17 protein-coding genes are annotated in these 15,121 nt (G+C 69.3%); 14 read left to right on the top strand and 3 right to left on the bottom strand.

The genetic code is table 11. The annotated features are described in order from the left end of the window. Nucleotides 1–35: 35 nt before the first annotated feature. The 3 genes from CWC60_RS12000 to CWC60_RS11990 form a co-directional block, all read right to left on the bottom strand. Nucleotides 36–1,463: a TIR domain-containing protein gene (locus CWC60_RS12000; RefSeq protein WP_125226062.1), complete on the bottom strand. Its 1,428-nt coding sequence runs from the start codon at nucleotides 1,461–1,463 to the stop codon at nucleotides 36–38. Between the two features lie 170 nt (nucleotides 1,464–1,633). After that, nucleotides 1,634–1,921: a hypothetical protein gene (locus CWC60_RS11995; RefSeq protein WP_109796330.1), complete on the bottom strand. Its 288-nt coding sequence runs from the start codon at nucleotides 1,919–1,921 to the stop codon at nucleotides 1,634–1,636. A 153-nt stretch (nucleotides 1,922–2,074) separates the two neighbouring features. Next, complete coding sequence (locus CWC60_RS11990; RefSeq protein WP_164516292.1) at nucleotides 2,075–4,309, bottom strand: KAP family P-loop NTPase fold protein; 2,235 nt, start codon at nucleotides 4,307–4,309, stop codon at nucleotides 2,075–2,077. 233 nt (nucleotides 4,310–4,542) lie between these two features. Between CWC60_RS11990 and CWC60_RS11985 the strand changes: the two genes are divergently transcribed. The 14 genes from CWC60_RS11985 to CWC60_RS23630 all read left to right on the top strand — a co-directional run bounded on the left by CWC60_RS11985 (nucleotide 4,543) and on the right by CWC60_RS23630 (nucleotide 15,117). Then, nucleotides 4,543–5,622, top strand: a complete 1,080-nt coding sequence (locus tag CWC60_RS11985) for a phage protease (protein WP_109792128.1) — start codon at nucleotides 4,543–4,545, stop codon at nucleotides 5,620–5,622. Continuing rightward, nucleotides 5,619–6,455: a hypothetical protein gene (locus tag CWC60_RS23910; RefSeq protein WP_206419693.1), complete on the top strand. Its 837-nt coding sequence runs from the start codon at nucleotides 5,619–5,621 to the stop codon at nucleotides 6,453–6,455. The genes CWC60_RS11985 and CWC60_RS23910 overlap by 4 nt, the downstream gene beginning before the upstream one ends. Before the next feature lie 17 nt (nucleotides 6,456–6,472). Continuing rightward, on the top strand, nucleotides 6,473–7,366 hold the full coding sequence (locus CWC60_RS11975; RefSeq protein WP_109792127.1) for a Mu-like prophage major head subunit gpT family protein: 894 nt from the start codon (nucleotides 6,473–6,475) through the stop codon (nucleotides 7,364–7,366). Between the two features lie 11 nt (nucleotides 7,367–7,377). Beyond that, a complete protein-coding gene (locus tag CWC60_RS11970; protein WP_109792126.1) occupies nucleotides 7,378–7,803 on the top strand; it encodes an HI1506-related protein in 426 nt (141 codons plus the stop codon). Nucleotides 7,804–7,969: 166 nt separating this feature from the next. After that, nucleotides 7,970–8,395: a gp436 family protein gene (locus CWC60_RS11965; RefSeq protein WP_109792125.1), complete on the top strand. Its 426-nt coding sequence runs from the start codon at nucleotides 7,970–7,972 to the stop codon at nucleotides 8,393–8,395. Next, entirely contained in the window at nucleotides 8,395–8,913 is a 519-nt protein-coding gene (locus CWC60_RS11960; RefSeq protein ID WP_109792124.1) for a phage virion morphogenesis protein, read from the top strand. The genes CWC60_RS11965 and CWC60_RS11960 overlap by 1 nt, the downstream gene beginning before the upstream one ends. Next, nucleotides 8,910–9,341, top strand: coding sequence for a phage tail terminator protein (locus tag CWC60_RS11955; protein WP_109792123.1), 432 nt, complete (start codon nucleotides 8,910–8,912; stop codon nucleotides 9,339–9,341). Before CWC60_RS11960 ends, CWC60_RS11955 begins: the two co-directional genes overlap by 4 nt. Continuing rightward, nucleotides 9,338–9,532, top strand: a complete 195-nt coding sequence (locus CWC60_RS11950) for a hypothetical protein (RefSeq protein ID WP_109792122.1) — start codon at nucleotides 9,338–9,340, stop codon at nucleotides 9,530–9,532. Before CWC60_RS11955 ends, CWC60_RS11950 begins: the two co-directional genes overlap by 4 nt. A gap of 3 nt (nucleotides 9,533–9,535) precedes the next feature. Further along, entirely contained in the window at nucleotides 9,536–10,471 is a 936-nt protein-coding gene (locus CWC60_RS11945) for a phage tail tube protein (protein WP_109792121.1), read from the top strand. An 81-nt stretch (nucleotides 10,472–10,552) separates the two neighbouring features. Further along, nucleotides 10,553–10,891 carry a hypothetical protein gene (locus CWC60_RS11940; protein WP_109796329.1) on the top strand — a complete coding sequence of 113 codons (339 nt, stop codon included), beginning with the start codon at nucleotides 10,553–10,555 and terminating at the stop codon, nucleotides 10,889–10,891. Between the two features lie 41 nt (nucleotides 10,892–10,932). Beyond that, entirely contained in the window at nucleotides 10,933–11,208 is a 276-nt protein-coding gene (locus CWC60_RS11935) for a DUF1799 domain-containing protein (protein WP_109792119.1), read from the top strand. Continuing rightward, on the top strand, nucleotides 11,205–14,096 hold the full coding sequence (locus CWC60_RS11930) for a tape measure protein (protein ID WP_109792118.1): 2,892 nt from the start codon (nucleotides 11,205–11,207) through the stop codon (nucleotides 14,094–14,096). Before CWC60_RS11935 ends, CWC60_RS11930 begins: the two co-directional genes overlap by 4 nt. A gap of 8 nt (nucleotides 14,097–14,104) precedes the next feature. Beyond that, nucleotides 14,105–14,587, top strand: a complete 483-nt coding sequence (locus CWC60_RS23635) for a hypothetical protein (RefSeq protein WP_164516291.1) — start codon at nucleotides 14,105–14,107, stop codon at nucleotides 14,585–14,587. Then, nucleotides 14,587–15,117 (top strand): DUF1833 family protein, encoded by a 531-nt coding sequence (locus tag CWC60_RS23630; RefSeq protein WP_164516290.1) that lies wholly within the window; start codon nucleotides 14,587–14,589, stop codon nucleotides 15,115–15,117. The genes CWC60_RS23635 and CWC60_RS23630 overlap by 1 nt, the downstream gene beginning before the upstream one ends. Nucleotides 15,118–15,121 lie beyond the last annotated feature (4 nt).

Below are 15,121 nucleotides of genomic sequence, written 5' to 3'. Positions count from 1 at the left end.
AATTGCTCCGTTCGAACAGGTTGTCGTCCCCGTCGCTACAAACGCCAGCCCAGCGTCGTGAGCCATGTCCAGATCGTCTGGCCGACCTCCAACAGGGCGGGCGCGATACCCAGAATCTCCGAGCCGGCCTTCGTGCCGGCCACGATCACAGTAGCATCTACGAACCGGTCAGCCTTCTTCAGGATCCAGCCGGCAATCCGCCGGCCGAGAGATTCGGTTCGATCCTGGATGGCCTTCACTTCGGTCAGTTGGTCGCGATCCGGCTGCGCGGGCAGCGATTTCAGATGCGCCACGTCGTGGGACAGCTGTTCGAATTCCGCTCGGGTGATCGGCAGCTCATCGGGGATGGGTTCCGGCGGCTGGTTGTGACCCATGCCGGCGGGGCCCTGACCGATCTTCTCCAGTGCCGCTTCCAGTTGCTCGATGCGCTGGAGCATGTCCTGATGGGCTTTGGCCGCGGAGAAGCGCTCATCGTTCCAGGGACGGGTCTCCTCCTCCCATTTCGTCTGCCGATTCTGCCACGTATCATCGTCGGACGGACGGATTCGCGCTCCGTGCGGCGCCCACTCGAAGGAGTACCGGTCAAGCTCTAGGGCGGCGCGCTCCATTTGCTCCCAGGTAGCGACGTCATCGAAATATTGCTCAATCACGTCGATGGTCTCGTAGGGGCCACCCCAGATGTAATTGTACTCGCCGTCATTTCTTGGCGTCCCCATCTCCGGCGGTTCGTAGTTCCGAAGGAACCACTCCTCGATCTTCGTGGCGCCCTCTTCCACGCTCAGGGCGCGAAGATCCTCTCGGGGCAGGTCCGGTGCCCGGAGCTGCGGTTCCTCGAGTCGCGGCTTGGCCGCTTTCTCCTCATTTAGCTCTTCGGCTGATCTCCACCTTGCCTGCCCAAGTCTGGCCCGCCCAAAGCTGGATTTCCCGTATGTGGCCTGACCATATCTCGCCGGTTCCCGATCCTGCTGACCGAGTTGGCCCTTGAGGAGAAGCGCCAACCTTTCGGCGCTGCCTCGAAATCCGTTGGCCTCTTCGGCCGCCATGTCGTCGACACGAAGCAACCATCGCGACACCAGATCTGCCGCAAGTTTGGGGTGGGCCGACGTTCGGGGGAATTCGATGTCACGCGTCGGCAGAAAGCGCACCGGCAGAATCAGGTCCTTGCGGCCGAGTTGTCTCTCGAAAGACTGGAAGAGTTGCGCCTCCAGGCGGCACAGGGGGTCCGAGAACCAGGCCGGGGTTATGAAGGCCAGAAGAACGGCGCTGCCATCGTTTTCACCGGCGCACGCCCGCTCCCAGGCCTCGGCGGCGGGGTCTTCGCTCCGATCCACCCAGATATGGACGTTCTTCAGGCCGACCCCGTAGACCTCACGCTGCAGGCGAAACGCTAGGTCGGAAATGGAATCCGCCTCCGCGCTGTTCCGCGCAAAGCTCAGGAACAGGTCGTACTCGGTCTCCGCCATGATGCCGGCCACGCCCCCTCTTGTGCTCGTCCGGCAACATTCTGGTGCATGCGCGATGAAGCCGGCAACCCGGGTCGCTCTCAGGGGGCCGTCAGGGGGCTTCTCGGGTTCGGCGGGAGCCGATGGGCCCGGAACCGGCTCTCGCCGCTCCTGCCCCCTTTTAGTGGCTATTATTCGTCTATTAGAAACTCGGGTCCGGGTGTCTCGGCCAGCGCCAGGCTGCAGCCGCTCCACCGATCGCCGCGGCGCGGGCAGCGGCCGGCGTCGCGAAGGGCCGTGAGCATGTCCGGCACCGCCATCCCGGGGCCGAAGCGGCGCAGCAGGGTGCGCAGGCGGTAGCGCCCGTTCTTGCCGCAGCGGGTGCAGCGGATCGCGATCATGCGATCCTCGACCAGATCCAGAACGGTGCGCGACGCGGCCATGGGGCGATGATCGGCGATCGCATTGCGCCGCGCCACAGTTGCAATCTGCCTGCACGCGGCGCCGGTGGCGTCAGTGCATTTTGAAGCGGTTGCGCAGCGTGAGCAGCAGGAACAACAGCGTAATGACGCCGCCGACGGTCTGGACGCTGCTGATGACGTGCAGGCTGTCGATGGTCACCCGGATGGTCACTACTCCTCTGTCATGTCCGCCTCATCGAGCGCCAATTGCTCTACGAATAAGGGCTCTTCGTCCGAGGCTTCATCCCACAATTCGCGAAAGTGGCGTAGCGTGCTCTTTTCCTCGTCTGTCGTCCCGGGACCCGCAAGAAGTTCATCGACACAGGAAATCAGTCGTTTCGGATCGCACAGCCCGGCGACCAACTTCTTGTGAACTAAATATCGTGTTCTAGTGACGTTGCTGCGGCCAGAAGACGACTGGTTCGTGGAAACAAAGGAACCCGCAAGCGCCACGACGAGCTGAGGATCTTCCAGATTCTGCTGAACCCAGTCCCGGACAGTCTCCTCTCCCATCATCTCCTCCAGTTGCATCCACACATAGAGCGAAGAAACCAGTTCGGGTACTTGAAGCAAGGACATATCGGATGCGGCCCGCGTGACCGCCTCCAATGCGAGATCACGCAGTTCGATTGCCGCCTCGCTTGACACGATGGATCGCTCGGCCCCTCGTCGACCCTCAATCAGGCCGTTGTTTCGTAATGCGCGATCCGCAAGGCTCAGAAGGAACTGCAGAGACGCGAGCTTCGCAGCCCGGACGACTGCACGATCGAATTGCTCTTTGGAAACTCGGTCTCTGAAACGGTTGAGCAACCAGTGCGCGCGGAGTTCGTTGTCCTCGAAATCCCCCAACCGCCTGGACCCGTCTATCGGCAAATTGATCTCGTCAACCACACTGAACACAGCCCCGAGGAAGCTTTCGATATTCTGCTCGGGCACGTCCTCGGCGCGAACCACCAACTCATCGAGCAGAGAGGCAGCTTTAGTCCCGCCTTGGCGCCTGGGTCGGGCGCTTGCTTTCCGCAGCGCGCTCGCAACTGTCTTCCCGTCCCCCGACTGACTGATGATCTGATCCAACTGTGAGGCTGGTAACGTGCTGTCGTCGATGGCATAGCGGAAATACGAGTCGAAAAAGGTCTCGCTACAGATCTGCCGGTTCTTGCGCCATTCGGCTTCCCAATCGGAATCGTAGCCACTACCACCCCAGTAGATCTCCAACCTCGGGAATAGGCGCGATAGCGCTTGCTGAAGGACTCTGACCGATGGCTGATCAAGGCCGTCGAACAACGTCTTCGTCATCGAAGCCCTGTCGTCCTCTGAAAGACCGCGAGCTGCCGGACGTCGGAGCACGGCATTCTTGTTGTCAAAAATGCGCCGATGCAGGAGAGGAAGAAAGACCCGCAAAGCCTCGATGCCCACGAAATCCGCCCTGTCGAGTTCACCTTCGACGGATGGCCAAAGGATTTTGAGGACGTTGTCGAACCGCGCCAGGTCTCGCGCCGTATTGAGGAAGGGCCAGACCACGTCAACAAGGACGTCCAGAATGCGTGCCTCGTCATCCTGGTTCTGCGCATCCACTGCGCGAAGGACCTGTTCCCGCAGTTTGTAGCGGAGGTCAGTCTTGTCTGGAGGAGGCACCTCGAAGGAAGCCTGGATGATCTTGTCGAGATACTGCTGGTCTGCCCCTGAGAATCTTTCCTTAAGGTGACGCTCGACCAGAGCTCGATCGAAAACGAGCATGTATGTGATGTTGGGCAATCGACCTGAGGATTTCACGAGTTGGAACACCATCATCGCTTCTTCGATATCGAGCCGGTCCAGATCGTCGATGACCACGAGATAACGCTTGCCTGCTTCCCGAAGTGCGTCCGAAATCCGCCGGTGCTCGTGTGGGACAGTGGCCTTGGGGTCTTCAAGAAAGTCCTGCAACACGCCGCCGGTCGCCCTGAGAGCCTTCTCCATGGCGGATCCGCCGATCAGCCCAACGATCGGCGCGATACTGGCCGAGTGTTTTCCCAAGCGGTGACCGATGGCGCGTAGACGCGCTCTCTCCCTATCAGGCAGGGACATCGCTGCCGCCAGTTCCGCAAAGAAATCCGCATGAAGGGACTCCTTGTCGGTGAACCACCAGGGATTGAACTCGATGATCTCCAGATTCTCCCTGTCCTCACCAAACTCGGCATCTAGGCAGTGCCGGACGAGGGCGACCGTGCTGCTCTTGCCGATGCCCCAAGGGCCGTGGACACCGAGGACGAAGCTGTCCTCGCTGCGATTCTTTGCGATCACTCGGGCAATCGTTCTGGCAAAGGACGTCAGCTCGAATTGATCCTCGTCGGGCTCGGCGATCGGGCGATCGCTATTCATCGTCCATTCCTGGATTTCGGCTTGTTCCCCTGACGGCTCGGTCATCAACCCGGTCCCCCTCGTCTTTTCCCGCCTGACGGCGACAGAATAGACAATTTTCTTCCCTGGCGTCATGGTGGCGGACCGCCGTGTTGCGAGGCTGGCTGGCCCAGTCCGGCAAGACCGGCCAGGCACAGTCGCCCCGCCCGCCGACCCTCCGCCATCCCGGGCGGGGCGGGCCGTGGGGCGTAACCGTTACGCCCTTATCCGGCCGGGCCGGGAGCCGCACAGTCGGCCCCATGGATCGGCAATTCGCATACGGACAGCCCCAGCCCGTCACCGCCGCCGCCGAGGCGGCCGATGGTGGGGATTGGATCACGCTCTGGCCCGCCGGCGGGGCCGAGGTCGTTCCCGTCGACGGCCGCGGTTCCTGGCGGGTGACCGACGCGGCCAAGGTCGTCGAGACCTCGCTCGCCACGGCCGCCGGTCACGTCCTGCCCATCGACTTCGATCACGACATCCACAAGCCCCGGCCCGGCCGCACCGGCCGCGCGGTCGGCTGGATCGACCGCCTGGAGGCGGCGGAAGACGGCGCCATCCGCGGCCGCGTCGAGTGGACCGCCGAGGGCCGCGAGGCGCTGGCGTCCAGGGCCTACCGCTTCATCTCTCCGGCCTTCGGCACCGACAAGGCGGGCAACGTCACCCGCATCGTCGGCGCCGGTCTGGTCAATGTTCCCGCGATCCAGGAGCTGCCTGCGGTCGCACACGCCCAGGAGGACGACCCCACCATGACCAAGGAACAGCTGGCCGCGCTCCGGAAGGCGTTCGGCCTGACGGACGACGCCGACGCCGCCGCCATCGTCACGGCGGCCGATCAGCTCTCGACCTCGCACACCGCCCTGGAGACGGCCGCGGCCAAGGTCGCGAATGCCGCCGGCCAGGACGAGCTGACCGAGGCGGTCGCCACCGGCGTCGCGGCGAAGCTGCAGACCGCTTCCGCCGAGCCGGACCCGAAGAAGTACGTGCCGAAGCCCGCCTATGACGAGCTGGCGGCCCGCGTCGAGAAGCTGGAGACGGCGAGCGCCGCCTCCGGCGCGCAGGCCGCCGTCGAGGCGGCGACCAAGGCCGGCAAGGTCTCGCCCGCGCTCAACGAGTGGGCGATGAACTACGCCACCGCCGACCCGGAGGGCTTCGCCGCCTGGGCCGAGAAGGCCCCGGTGATCGTCGCCGCCGGCCGCGACCCGGCCATCGCCACCGCCGCCGCGCACACCGACAAGTCCGGTCTATCGGCCGAGGAGCTGCAGGTCGCGCGGTCGATGGGCCTCACGGCCGAGGCCTTCAAGGCCGCCCGTGACGAGAACGAGGAGACCAGCCAGTGACCGCGCTTTCCGCCGACCGCAACACGCCGCTGATGGAGGGCGTCTTCCACGACCTCCCCGTCAAGGCCGCGACCCTGATCCACGCCGGCGCCCTGGTGGCGCTCAGCGGCGCCTTCGTCCAGCAGGGCGCCACCGCCACTGGCCTGGTGGCCGTGGGCCGCGCCGAGGAGAGGGCCGACAACTCCGCCGGCGCCAATGGTGACATCACCGTCCGGATCCGCGAGGGCGTCTTCCGCTGGGCCAATTCGGAGGGCGGCGAGGCGATCGCGGTCTCCGAGATCGGCAAGGCCTGCTGGATCGTCGACGACCAGACGGTCGCCAAGACGAGCAATGGCGGCGCGCGCAGCCCCGCAGGCATCGTCACCGACGTGGACGCCCAGGGCGTCTGGGTCCGCACCGGGCCGCAGGTCCTGGTCAGCCCGGACGGCGCGCTGCTCGCCGCCAACGACCTGGGCGACGTCGATGACGCGGCCGCCGCGCGCGGCAATCTCGGCGCCGACAAGATCTTCCTCAACGCCAAGGCCGCGGATCTGAGCGGCACCGACGTCTACCGCCTGGTGGCGCCGCTCGCCGGCGACATCACGAAGTTCCGCTCGGTGCTCGACGGCGCCCTGGCGGACGGCGACGCGACGCTGACGCTCTCGATCAACGGCACGCCCGTGACCAACGGCGTGATCACGATCGCCGAGGCCGGCTCGGCCGCCGGCGACGTCGACGAGGCGACGCCCACGGCCGCCAACACCGTGGCCGCCGGCGACGTCATCGCCATCACCGTGGGCGGCGCCAACAGCGCGGCCCGGGTGGCCGACACCGTCCTCGAAATCACCTACTGAGCGGAGCTTCCAGCACCATGATCATCAACCGGGGCAATCTCGCCACGCTCTTTACGGGGTTCAAGGCGAGCTTCCAGAACGGCATTGGCCAGCACGAGCCGCAGTGGCCGCGGGTCGCCACCCGCGTGCCGTCGACCACTTCCGAGGAGGAGTATGGCTGGCTCGGCCAGGTGCCGAACCTGCGCGAATGGTTCGGCGACCGGGTCGTGCAGAACCTTCAGCAGCACGACTACTCGATCAAGAACCGGAAGTTCGAGCTGACCCTCGGCGTGCCGGTGGACCACATTGAGGACGACAAGTACGGCGTCTACGCGCCGATGTTCGAGGAGATGGGCCGCTCGGCCGCCGCGCACCCGGACCAGCTGATCTGGCCCCTGCTCAACGCCGGCTTCTCGACCGTCTGCTATGACGGGCAGTTCTTCTTCGACACCGACCACCCGGTGCTGGACGAGAACGGCGAGGTCCAGTCGGTCGCCAACACCGACGGCGGCGCGGGCACGCCCTGGTTCCTGATGGACGTCAGCCGGCCGCTGAAGCCGCTGATCCACCAGGTCCGCCAGGAGGGCCCGCTGGTCCGCCAGGACGCGCCCACCGACGAGCCGGTCTTCAACAGCGACGAATACAAGTACGGCATCAAGCACCGTCGCAATGTCGGGTTCGGCTTCTGGCAGTTCGCCTGGGGCTCCAAGCAGACCCTCAACAAGGCGAACTACAAGATCGCCCGCGAGAGCCTGATGGGGATGAAGGGCGACCATGGCCGGCCGATCGGCGTCATGCCGCGGCTGCTGGTCGTGCCGCCTTCGCTGGAAGGCGAGGCGCTGGAGATCCTCAACGCCGAGCGCGACGCCGCCGGCGCCACCAACGTCTACAAGGGCACGGCCGAGCTGCTGGTCGTGCCGTGGCTGGGCTGACGGAGATGACCATGCACGCCTACGAGAACAGGATCCTGGTGGTGACCGCGAAGCGGCCCGGCTTCCGCCGCGCCGGCCGCGCCTGGCCGGCCGAGCGGACCGAGGCGCCCGCCACCAACTTCCGGCCCGACCAGGTGGAGGCCATCCTGGCCGACCCGATGCTGGTCGTCCACCTGGAGGACGCGCCGGCGCCCGCGGACCCGCCCATGACCGAGACGGAGATCCACGAGAAGCTGCTCGACGTCTTCCCCGGCCTGGACCAGGCGAAGGACTTCACCCGGGACGGCACGCCGAAGGCGAAGTCCGTCGAGCGCATCGCCGGCTTCGCCATCCCGGCGGCAACGATCGCCACGTCCTGGGCCGCCTTCCGGGCGATGAAGGAAGGCGACGGCCAGGGTGGCAGCGACGGCGGCAACGCGGGCGGCGGCGGGAGCTGACGCCCGAGGAGATCCCGAGCGAAAGCTCGTGCTGAAGCGCGCCGGCCGGGCTGGCGCGTGGAGCGGGTGAGTAGGCCCGCCGGCGGGCGGACGCCGGCTGCGACGTCTGAGGCATGGGCGTGACAGGCCGGAGAGACGGCCACCTTTTTCTCACCGGGGCCGAGCCATGAGCTACACCACCAAGGCCGACATGACCGCCCGCTTCGGGGCCCGGGAACTGGAGCAGCTGACCGACCGCGACGGCCAGGCCGGCGCCATCGTCGACAGCGTCCTGGACAGCGCCATCGCCACGGCCGAGGCGGAGATCAACGGCTACCTGGTCAAGCGCTACACGCTGCCGCTGGCCGACCCGCCGGCGCAGCTGACCGCCTGGGCGGCCGACATGGCCCGCTACTACCTGCACGTCCACAGCGTCCCCGAGACCGTGCGCACCCGGCACGAGGCCGCGGTGAAGGGTCTGCAGCAGGTGGCCCGCGGGCTTCTCAGCCTGGGCGACGACGACGCCGGCGACAGCGCCGCGGCCTCCGAGGGCGCGCCCGAGTTCACCAGCCCGGGCCGGACCTTCTCGCGGCAGAGCCTGAAGGGCCTCTGATGGCGCTGCAGCTCACCATCGATGTCGACGGCTTCGAGCGCGCCCGGGGCGGGCTCCGGCGGCTCCGCCAGGCCGGCGAGGATCTCACGCCGATCATGCGTTCGATCGCGGGGCAGATGGAGAGCCACACCGTTGGGCACTTCGACACGGAGACCGCGCCGGACGGACGGCCCTGGAAGCCGTCGCTCCGCGCCCGCGCCGAAGGCGGCCGGACCCTGACCGACGCCGGCCGGCTGCGGCGCTCGATCACGAGTTCGGCGACCGCCGATACGGCCTCGGTCGGCACCAACCTGGTCTACGCCGCGATCCACCAGACCGGCGGCCAGATCCGCGCGAAGACGAAGAAAGGCCTCGTCTTCCGCATCGGCGGCGCCTGGGTGCGCAAGCGCGAGGTGACGATCCCCGCCAGGCCCTTCATCGGCCTTTCAACGGCGCTTCAGGAGGACATCGAAGGCATCGTCGTCCGCCGCCTCGACGCCGCCGCGGGCGGCGGGCCCAGCTCGGGAGCGGGGGCATGAAGATCCAGCCCGTCATCGATCACCTGAAGGCCGTCGGCCTCGGCTATCTCGACATCGGCGGCGCCGCGGAGCTGGGCGAGGTGCTGGAGAACGCGCCCCGCCTGCCGGCGCTGTTCATCGTGCCCACCGGCGAGACCCGGACCGGCGGCCGCGAGACCGGCCCGAAGCTGCGCCAGCGAATCACCTACGCGTTCTCGGCCGTCTCGGTGGTGCGCAACGTCGCCGGCGGCACCGGCGCGGCCGGGAATGACGAGCTGGCCGATCTCCGCGACGGGCTGATCGGCGCCCTGGTCGCCTTCCGCCACCCGGCCGGGCGCAACAATCCGATCCCCGTCTCCGGCCGCCTGGCCGAGCTGACCGACCGCATCCTGATCTTCGAGGACGCCTTCCGCTTCGACGGCGTCGAGACCCGCGAGGTGACGTCATGACCGAGACCACCCGCCGCCGCGGCGGCATCTACCGCCGCGAGGCCGACGACAAGCCGGCGCGCCTGGTGAAGGGCAGCCGCACCGCGCCGCCCGCCGATCCCGCCCACCGGATCATGGCCGAACCCGCGCCCCGGCCGATGACCGAACCCGCGCCCCGGCCGAAGCCGGCCGCGGCGCCCAAGGAGGACTGAGCCGTGCCCTATGATTACGACGAGTACCTGATCCTGGCGAAGACCGAGGTGACCGAGGGCACGGACCCGACGCCGGCGATCGGCGACGCCGTGCTCTGCGTCGGCAGCCCACAGTGGAACCCGCTGGCGGCGAGTTACGGCGACCGGGAGCTGGTCGACGGCCGTGCCGGCGCCAAGAAGCAGTTCGTCGGCGCGCCGCACGCCACCCTCGGCCTTTCCGTCGAGCTCGCCGCCGGCGGCGACGACGCCGCGCTCGATACCGTGCCCCACTGGGCGGCGCTGCTGCTGGCCTGCGGCTTCGCCCAGACGGTAACCGCCGACACCAAGGTCGACTTCCAGCCGGTCTCGGCTGACTACGGCTCGGTCACGATCCATCCCAACATCGACGGCGTCGACGGCCGCCTGCTCGGCGCGCGCGGCAACGCGGTGATCGAGGGCCGCGCCGGCCAGGTGCCGCGGATCAACTTCCAGATGCTGGGCCTGCGCCAGGCAATCGCCGCGGCGGCGCAGATCTCCGGCTCGCTGCCCGCCTTCGCAGAGGGCCTGCCGGTGGGCGCGGTCGAGACCACGATCACCATCGGCGGCGAGGCCATGCGCGTCTCCGAGTTCTCGATCGACTGCGGCCGCCGGCCCAGCTTCGACGACATGGCGGGCCATCGCGGCGTGCGCATCAACCGCCGGCGGATGTCCGGGCGGATCAGCCTCGACCTGCCGACGATCGGGACCAAGAACCTGGTCGAGGAGGCCGCGGCCGCCGGGACGCAGGCGATCGTCATCACCCACGGCGCCAGCGGCGGCGACATCGTCGAGATCACCATGCCGGCGGTGCAGATCAAGACGGGCCAGTTCACCGACCGCGACGGCGTACTGGCAATGCCGCTGGACCTGCAGATCACGCCCTCGTCGGGCGACGACGAGATCACCATCACCACGAAGTAGGAGGCTCCGCTGTTCACCCTTTCCGAGCGCGAGACGTTCTCGTGGCCCGTCGCCGTGCCCGCCCCCCAGGCGGACGGCACCATGGCCTTCCAGGAGTTCACCGCCGTCTTCGAGCGGCTGCCGGTCGACGAGGCCGAGCCGCTGGCGAAGGAATCCAACGCCGCCTTTCTCGGCCGGGTGCTGGTCGGCTGGACCGAGGTCCGCGACGCGGACGGCGCCGATATCGAGTTCTCGGACACGGCCAAGGCGCAGTTCCTGCGCCACATCCCCGCCGTCCAGGCGGCGGTACTGGCCTACTGGCAGGCGCTGTCGGGCCGGGAGTACGCCAGAAAAAACTCCGCGAGCTCGGCCGGCGCTTCGCCGGCGGCCGGGCGCGGCGCAGCTCCTCGGCGATCCGCCAGGCCGAGCGATGGGGCCTGAGCGAGGACCAGCTGGAGCGCCTGCGGCGGCGGCGCCCCGAGATGGCGGCGGGACTGCTGGTCCTGCCGGCCTCGGCCGGCCCGGCGATCGAGCTCTTCGCCCTGGTCCAGGGCCAGTGGCGGCAGCTCATGCAGCTCATTCCCGCCGGCGCCGGCTTCGTGCCGCTCTCCCGTCCCGCCGCCCTGGACTACGCGGCGGTCGAGGCGGCGGCGCGCATGGCCGGCATCGAGATGACGGCGGCGCGGTTCGGCGATCTCCGCGCGCTGGAGGCGGGCGCGGTTTCCGTCTTCGCCGAAGCGGCGGGAGGTAGCGGATGACCGAGTACCGCGTCGGCCTGACGCTCACCGCCCGGGATGCCGGTTTCACCGGCGCCACCCGCGAGGCCGAGGCCGGGCTGGAGCGGCTGGACCGCTCCACCGACCGCGCCGCCGAGGCCCAACGCGGCTTCGAGCGCGCCACCCGCTCGGCTGCGGCCGAGCAGCAACGCATGGCCCGCTCCGGCGTCGAGCTGGAGCGCGCGGTCCGCGGCGTGGTCGCCGCCCTGGCCGCCTTCGGCGCGCTGCGCGTTGCCCGCTCGATCGCCGAGACCGGCGTCGCCGTCGAATCCATGACGAACGCACTGGCGGTCGCCACCGGCTCGGCGGAGGCCGGCGCCGACGCCATGGCCTTCGTGCGCGCCGAGGCCGACCGCCTCGGCCTCTCGCTCCGGCCGGCGATCGAGAGTTTCACGGCGCTGGCGGCCGCGACCCGGGGCACGGCGATCGACGCCGGCCAGACCCGCGAGATCTTCACCGCCGTCTCCGAGGCCATGGCCGTGCTGGGCCGGTCGTCGAACGAGACCGAGCGCGCCCTGCTGGCGATCCAGCAGGTGATCTCCAAGGGCAAGGTCTCAGCCGAGGAGCTGCGCGGCCAGCTGGGCGAAGTCCTGCCGGGCGCCTTCCAGGTCGCCGCCAGGGCCATGGGCGTCTCGACACAGGCGCTTTCGGATATGCTGGAGCAGGGCGAACTCTTTTCCGACGACTTCATCCCGCGCTTCGCCCGCCAGCTGCGGGCCGAATTCGCCGATGGCGTGACCGGAGCCGCCGAATCGGCGCGCGCGGCCTTCAACCGCTTCGGCACGACGATCTTCGACCTGGAGGTGGCGCTGGCCGAGGGCGGCTTCCTCGACGCGGTCACCGAATCGGCGCAGGAACTCGCCGTCGTCCTGCGGGATCCGGCCGTGGTCGACGGGCTCTCCACCGTCGCCTCCGCGATCGGCGACATCACCGTTTTCGCGGCGCGCAACCTGGAGACGATCGCGGCGCTCGCCGCCGGCTACGCCACCGCGCGGATCGCCACGGCCGGCTTCGCCGCCGCGACCGGCGGCGCGGCGATCGCCATGCGCGGCCTCAACGTCGCCATGCGGTCGAACCCAATCGGCCTGGTCGCCGGCGTGGCCGCAACAGCCGCCGCGTCGATGATTGACCTCGGCGGCGACACGGACACCGCGACCGAGGCCATCGAGCGACAGGCCCGCGCCCTCGGCCGGCTGACCGACAACAGCCGCGCGGCGGCGCTGGAGACGGCGGAACTCCGCCTGCAGGGACAGCGTCTTCGGGAGCAGGCGCTCACGGCGGAGCTCGACAGCCTGGCCGCCGACCTGCAGGCCCGGGAAGAAGAACGGCAGCTGCTGCAGCGGAGCCAGCCCAACAACCTGGCGCTTGGCCTCGTCCAAAGTCACCAGCGCCAGGGTGATAGTGAGGACATCGACCACGCCCGCGCCGAGCTGGAACAGCTCCAGAGCAGCATCGCCGCCACCCGCGCCGAGATTGAGCGGCTGAAGTCGGCGGAGACGAAGGCCGGCAGCGGTGACGACGACCCGCCGGGGCGCGCGCCGAAGAAGAACCCCTTCGCCGACGCGATCGCGGACGCCGAGGCCGAGCTGGCGGCGATCGAGCGTCTGCGCCGCGCCCGCCAGGTCTCGCCGGACTTCGAGCGGCTGACCGCGATCGACATCGAGGCCGAGCAGCAGACAGCCCGCATCGTCGAGCAGGCGGCCGACGCGAAGATCGAGGTCACGCGCCGCCAGGCCCTGGAGCTGGAGGCGCTGGTCTCGGAGCTGCTGCTGGCGCAGCAGGCCGAGCGCGATCATGCCAAGGCGACCCGCGAGGCCGCCCGCGCGGCCGAGGAGACCGCCCGGCTGCACGAGCAGACCACCGACGACATCTCCCAGCGGCTCGACCAGCTGGCGCCGAGCTTTGAGCGCGCCGCGGCCGCCGCCGACCGGTGGCGGGACGAGGCCCTGGCCGGGCTGGACGAGACCGCGGCCGGCTATGCCGAGTTCGCCGCCGACGTCGAGCGCATCCATGAGGGGATGCTGGCCGAGGCCTATCGCGAGGATCTCGACCGGCGCACCGACTGGGCCGCCGGCATCGAGCGCGCCATGGCCGAGGCGGAGGCCGTCCAGGGCGACTGGGCCGCGGTCTCCGAGGACCTGTTCGACCGCGCCACCCGCTCCGCCGAGGACTTCTTCGTGCGCCTGGTGCAGGGCAAGGCCTCGCTCTCCGACTTCGTCGATTTCGCCGTCGCCGAGCTGGCGCGGCTGGCCTTCCAGATGTCGATCAGCCCGATCCTGCAACAGGGGCTGGGCGAGCTGGGGCAGATCTTCGGCAGCCTGTTCGCGCCGTCCTTCGGGCCCGGCGCGGGTGGGTCGCTGGGCTCGGTCACCGGGGTGACGCCGCTGCACGAGGGCGGCGTCGCCGGCCGCGACGGCCAGGCGCCGCGGACGCTGCCGGCGGCGCTGTTCCGCACCGCGCCGCGCTATCACGAGGGCACGGCCGCCGCGGGCCTCGGCCCGCGCGAGGTGCCGGCAGTGCTGCTGGAAGGTGAGCGGGTGCTGACCGAGGCGCAGCAGGCGGCGACGGCGCGGACCATCTCCGGCCTGGCCGAGAGCCTGCGCGCCATGGCGGCGGTCTCGTCCGGCCGGGCCGAGGTCGCCGGCGGCGGCATGAACGTCGAGATCCACAATCACCTGGGGGGCGAGGCCGAGGCGAAGGCCAGCCGCACGCCTGACGGCGGGCTGCGCATCGACTTCCTGCGGCGCCTGAAGGACGACGTCTCCGGCGACATCGCTGCCGACCTCCGCTCCGGCCAGGGCCCGGTCTTCGCCGCCATGCGCGACGGCGGCCTGCCCATGAGCCTGCCCCGGCCGAGGGCCAACCCGTGAGCGCCCCGGTGACATGGCCGGCCGGCGTGCCCTACACGCCGTTCCGCGAACCGCTGCAGCTGCAGCCCATGACCTCGTTCAACGCGGTCGAGATGGACCAGGGCTGGACCGACCGGGAATCGCTCTTCACGGTCTCGCCGGCCCGCTACCAGGTCGAGATCGAGACCACGCTGCGCCAGTTCGAGATCCTGAAGGGCTGGTGGCGGCTCAATCTCGGCCGCGGCGCCCGGACCTTCCTGATGCCGGTCTGGACGGGCGAGGCCTATGTCGAGACCGAGTGCCGCATGGCCGTCGAGCCCTGGCGCGCCGGCCAGCCGGACGGCGACCGCTGGATCGCCGCCGTCCAGATCGAGATCCTCGACCTGCCGACGCCCGAGGCCGACGTGCTGGCGGCGATGCAGATCGCCGAGGTCATGGGCGCGGCCGGCATCCAGGCGCTGGCCGATCTGGCCGAGCTGGTGCACAGCGATTACCCGGCGGCGGTGGCCTGATGCCGGCCTTCCTGACAGACGCCGAGCGCGCCAGCCTGGCGATCCGCGAGCACGAGGCCTCGCTGCCGGCCGGCGAGGTGGAGCTGGTCACCCTGGAGTTCCGCCACCCGGCGCTGAGCGAGCCGGTACGCGTGGTCAACGACCGCGTCGGCCACCAGCTGACCCTGGAGGCGACGGCGCCCGCGAACCCGGGCGAGACCGTGACCTTCCAGCGCTCGGGCTTCCAGCTGACCTGGCCGGCGACCAAGCGCGACCGCAGCCCCGAGATCGAGCTGGAGGCGATGAACGCCAACGCCGCGCTGGAGCGGGTGCTCGACCTGACGCTCGCCTCCGACGCCGCCGTCGAGCTCACCGTCCGCTCGTATCTCTCGACCGACCTCACCGGCCCGGCCGCCATCGTCGAGGGCCTGGAGATCCGCGAGAGCCTCGCCACCGACCGCGCCGTCCGGGCGCGCGCCGGCATGTTCAACTGGGAGCGGGCCGCGGGGTTGATCTACACCCGCTCCAGCCACCCGCTGATCGGGGGCTGAGGGG

Source organism: Minwuia thermotolerans, assembly GCF_002924445.1.
Classification (GTDB): domain Bacteria; phylum Pseudomonadota; class Alphaproteobacteria; order Minwuiales; family Minwuiaceae; genus Minwuia; species Minwuia thermotolerans.
This window is presented reverse-complemented; position numbering and strand designations above follow the sequence as displayed.

Coding starts and splice junctions, on each gene's coding strand:
- CWC60_RS12000 (WP_125226062.1), bottom strand. CDS start 1,463: ATGGCGGAGACCGAGTACGACCTGTTCCTGAGCTTTGCGCGGAACAGC.
- CWC60_RS11990 (WP_164516292.1), bottom strand. CDS start 4,309: ATGACCGAGCCGTCAGGGGAACAAGCCGAAATCCAGGAATGGACGATG.
- CWC60_RS11985 (WP_109792128.1), top strand. CDS start 4,543: ATGGATCGGCAATTCGCATACGGACAGCCCCAGCCCGTCACCGCCGCC.
- CWC60_RS11975 (WP_109792127.1), top strand. CDS start 6,473: ATGATCATCAACCGGGGCAATCTCGCCACGCTCTTTACGGGGTTCAAG.
- CWC60_RS11970 (WP_109792126.1), top strand. CDS start 7,378: ATGCACGCCTACGAGAACAGGATCCTGGTGGTGACCGCGAAGCGGCCC.
- CWC60_RS11965 (WP_109792125.1), top strand. CDS start 7,970: ATGAGCTACACCACCAAGGCCGACATGACCGCCCGCTTCGGGGCCCGG.
- CWC60_RS11960 (WP_109792124.1), top strand. CDS start 8,395: ATGGCGCTGCAGCTCACCATCGATGTCGACGGCTTCGAGCGCGCCCGG.
- CWC60_RS11955 (WP_109792123.1), top strand. CDS start 8,910: ATGAAGATCCAGCCCGTCATCGATCACCTGAAGGCCGTCGGCCTCGGC.
- CWC60_RS11950 (WP_109792122.1), top strand. CDS start 9,338: ATGACCGAGACCACCCGCCGCCGCGGCGGCATCTACCGCCGCGAGGCC.
- CWC60_RS11940 (WP_109796329.1), top strand. CDS start 10,553: ATGGCCTTCCAGGAGTTCACCGCCGTCTTCGAGCGGCTGCCGGTCGAC.
- CWC60_RS11935 (WP_109792119.1), top strand. CDS start 10,933: ATGGCGGCGGGACTGCTGGTCCTGCCGGCCTCGGCCGGCCCGGCGATC.
- CWC60_RS11930 (WP_109792118.1), top strand. CDS start 11,205: ATGACCGAGTACCGCGTCGGCCTGACGCTCACCGCCCGGGATGCCGGT.
- CWC60_RS23630 (WP_164516290.1), top strand. CDS start 14,587: ATGCCGGCCTTCCTGACAGACGCCGAGCGCGCCAGCCTGGCGATCCGC.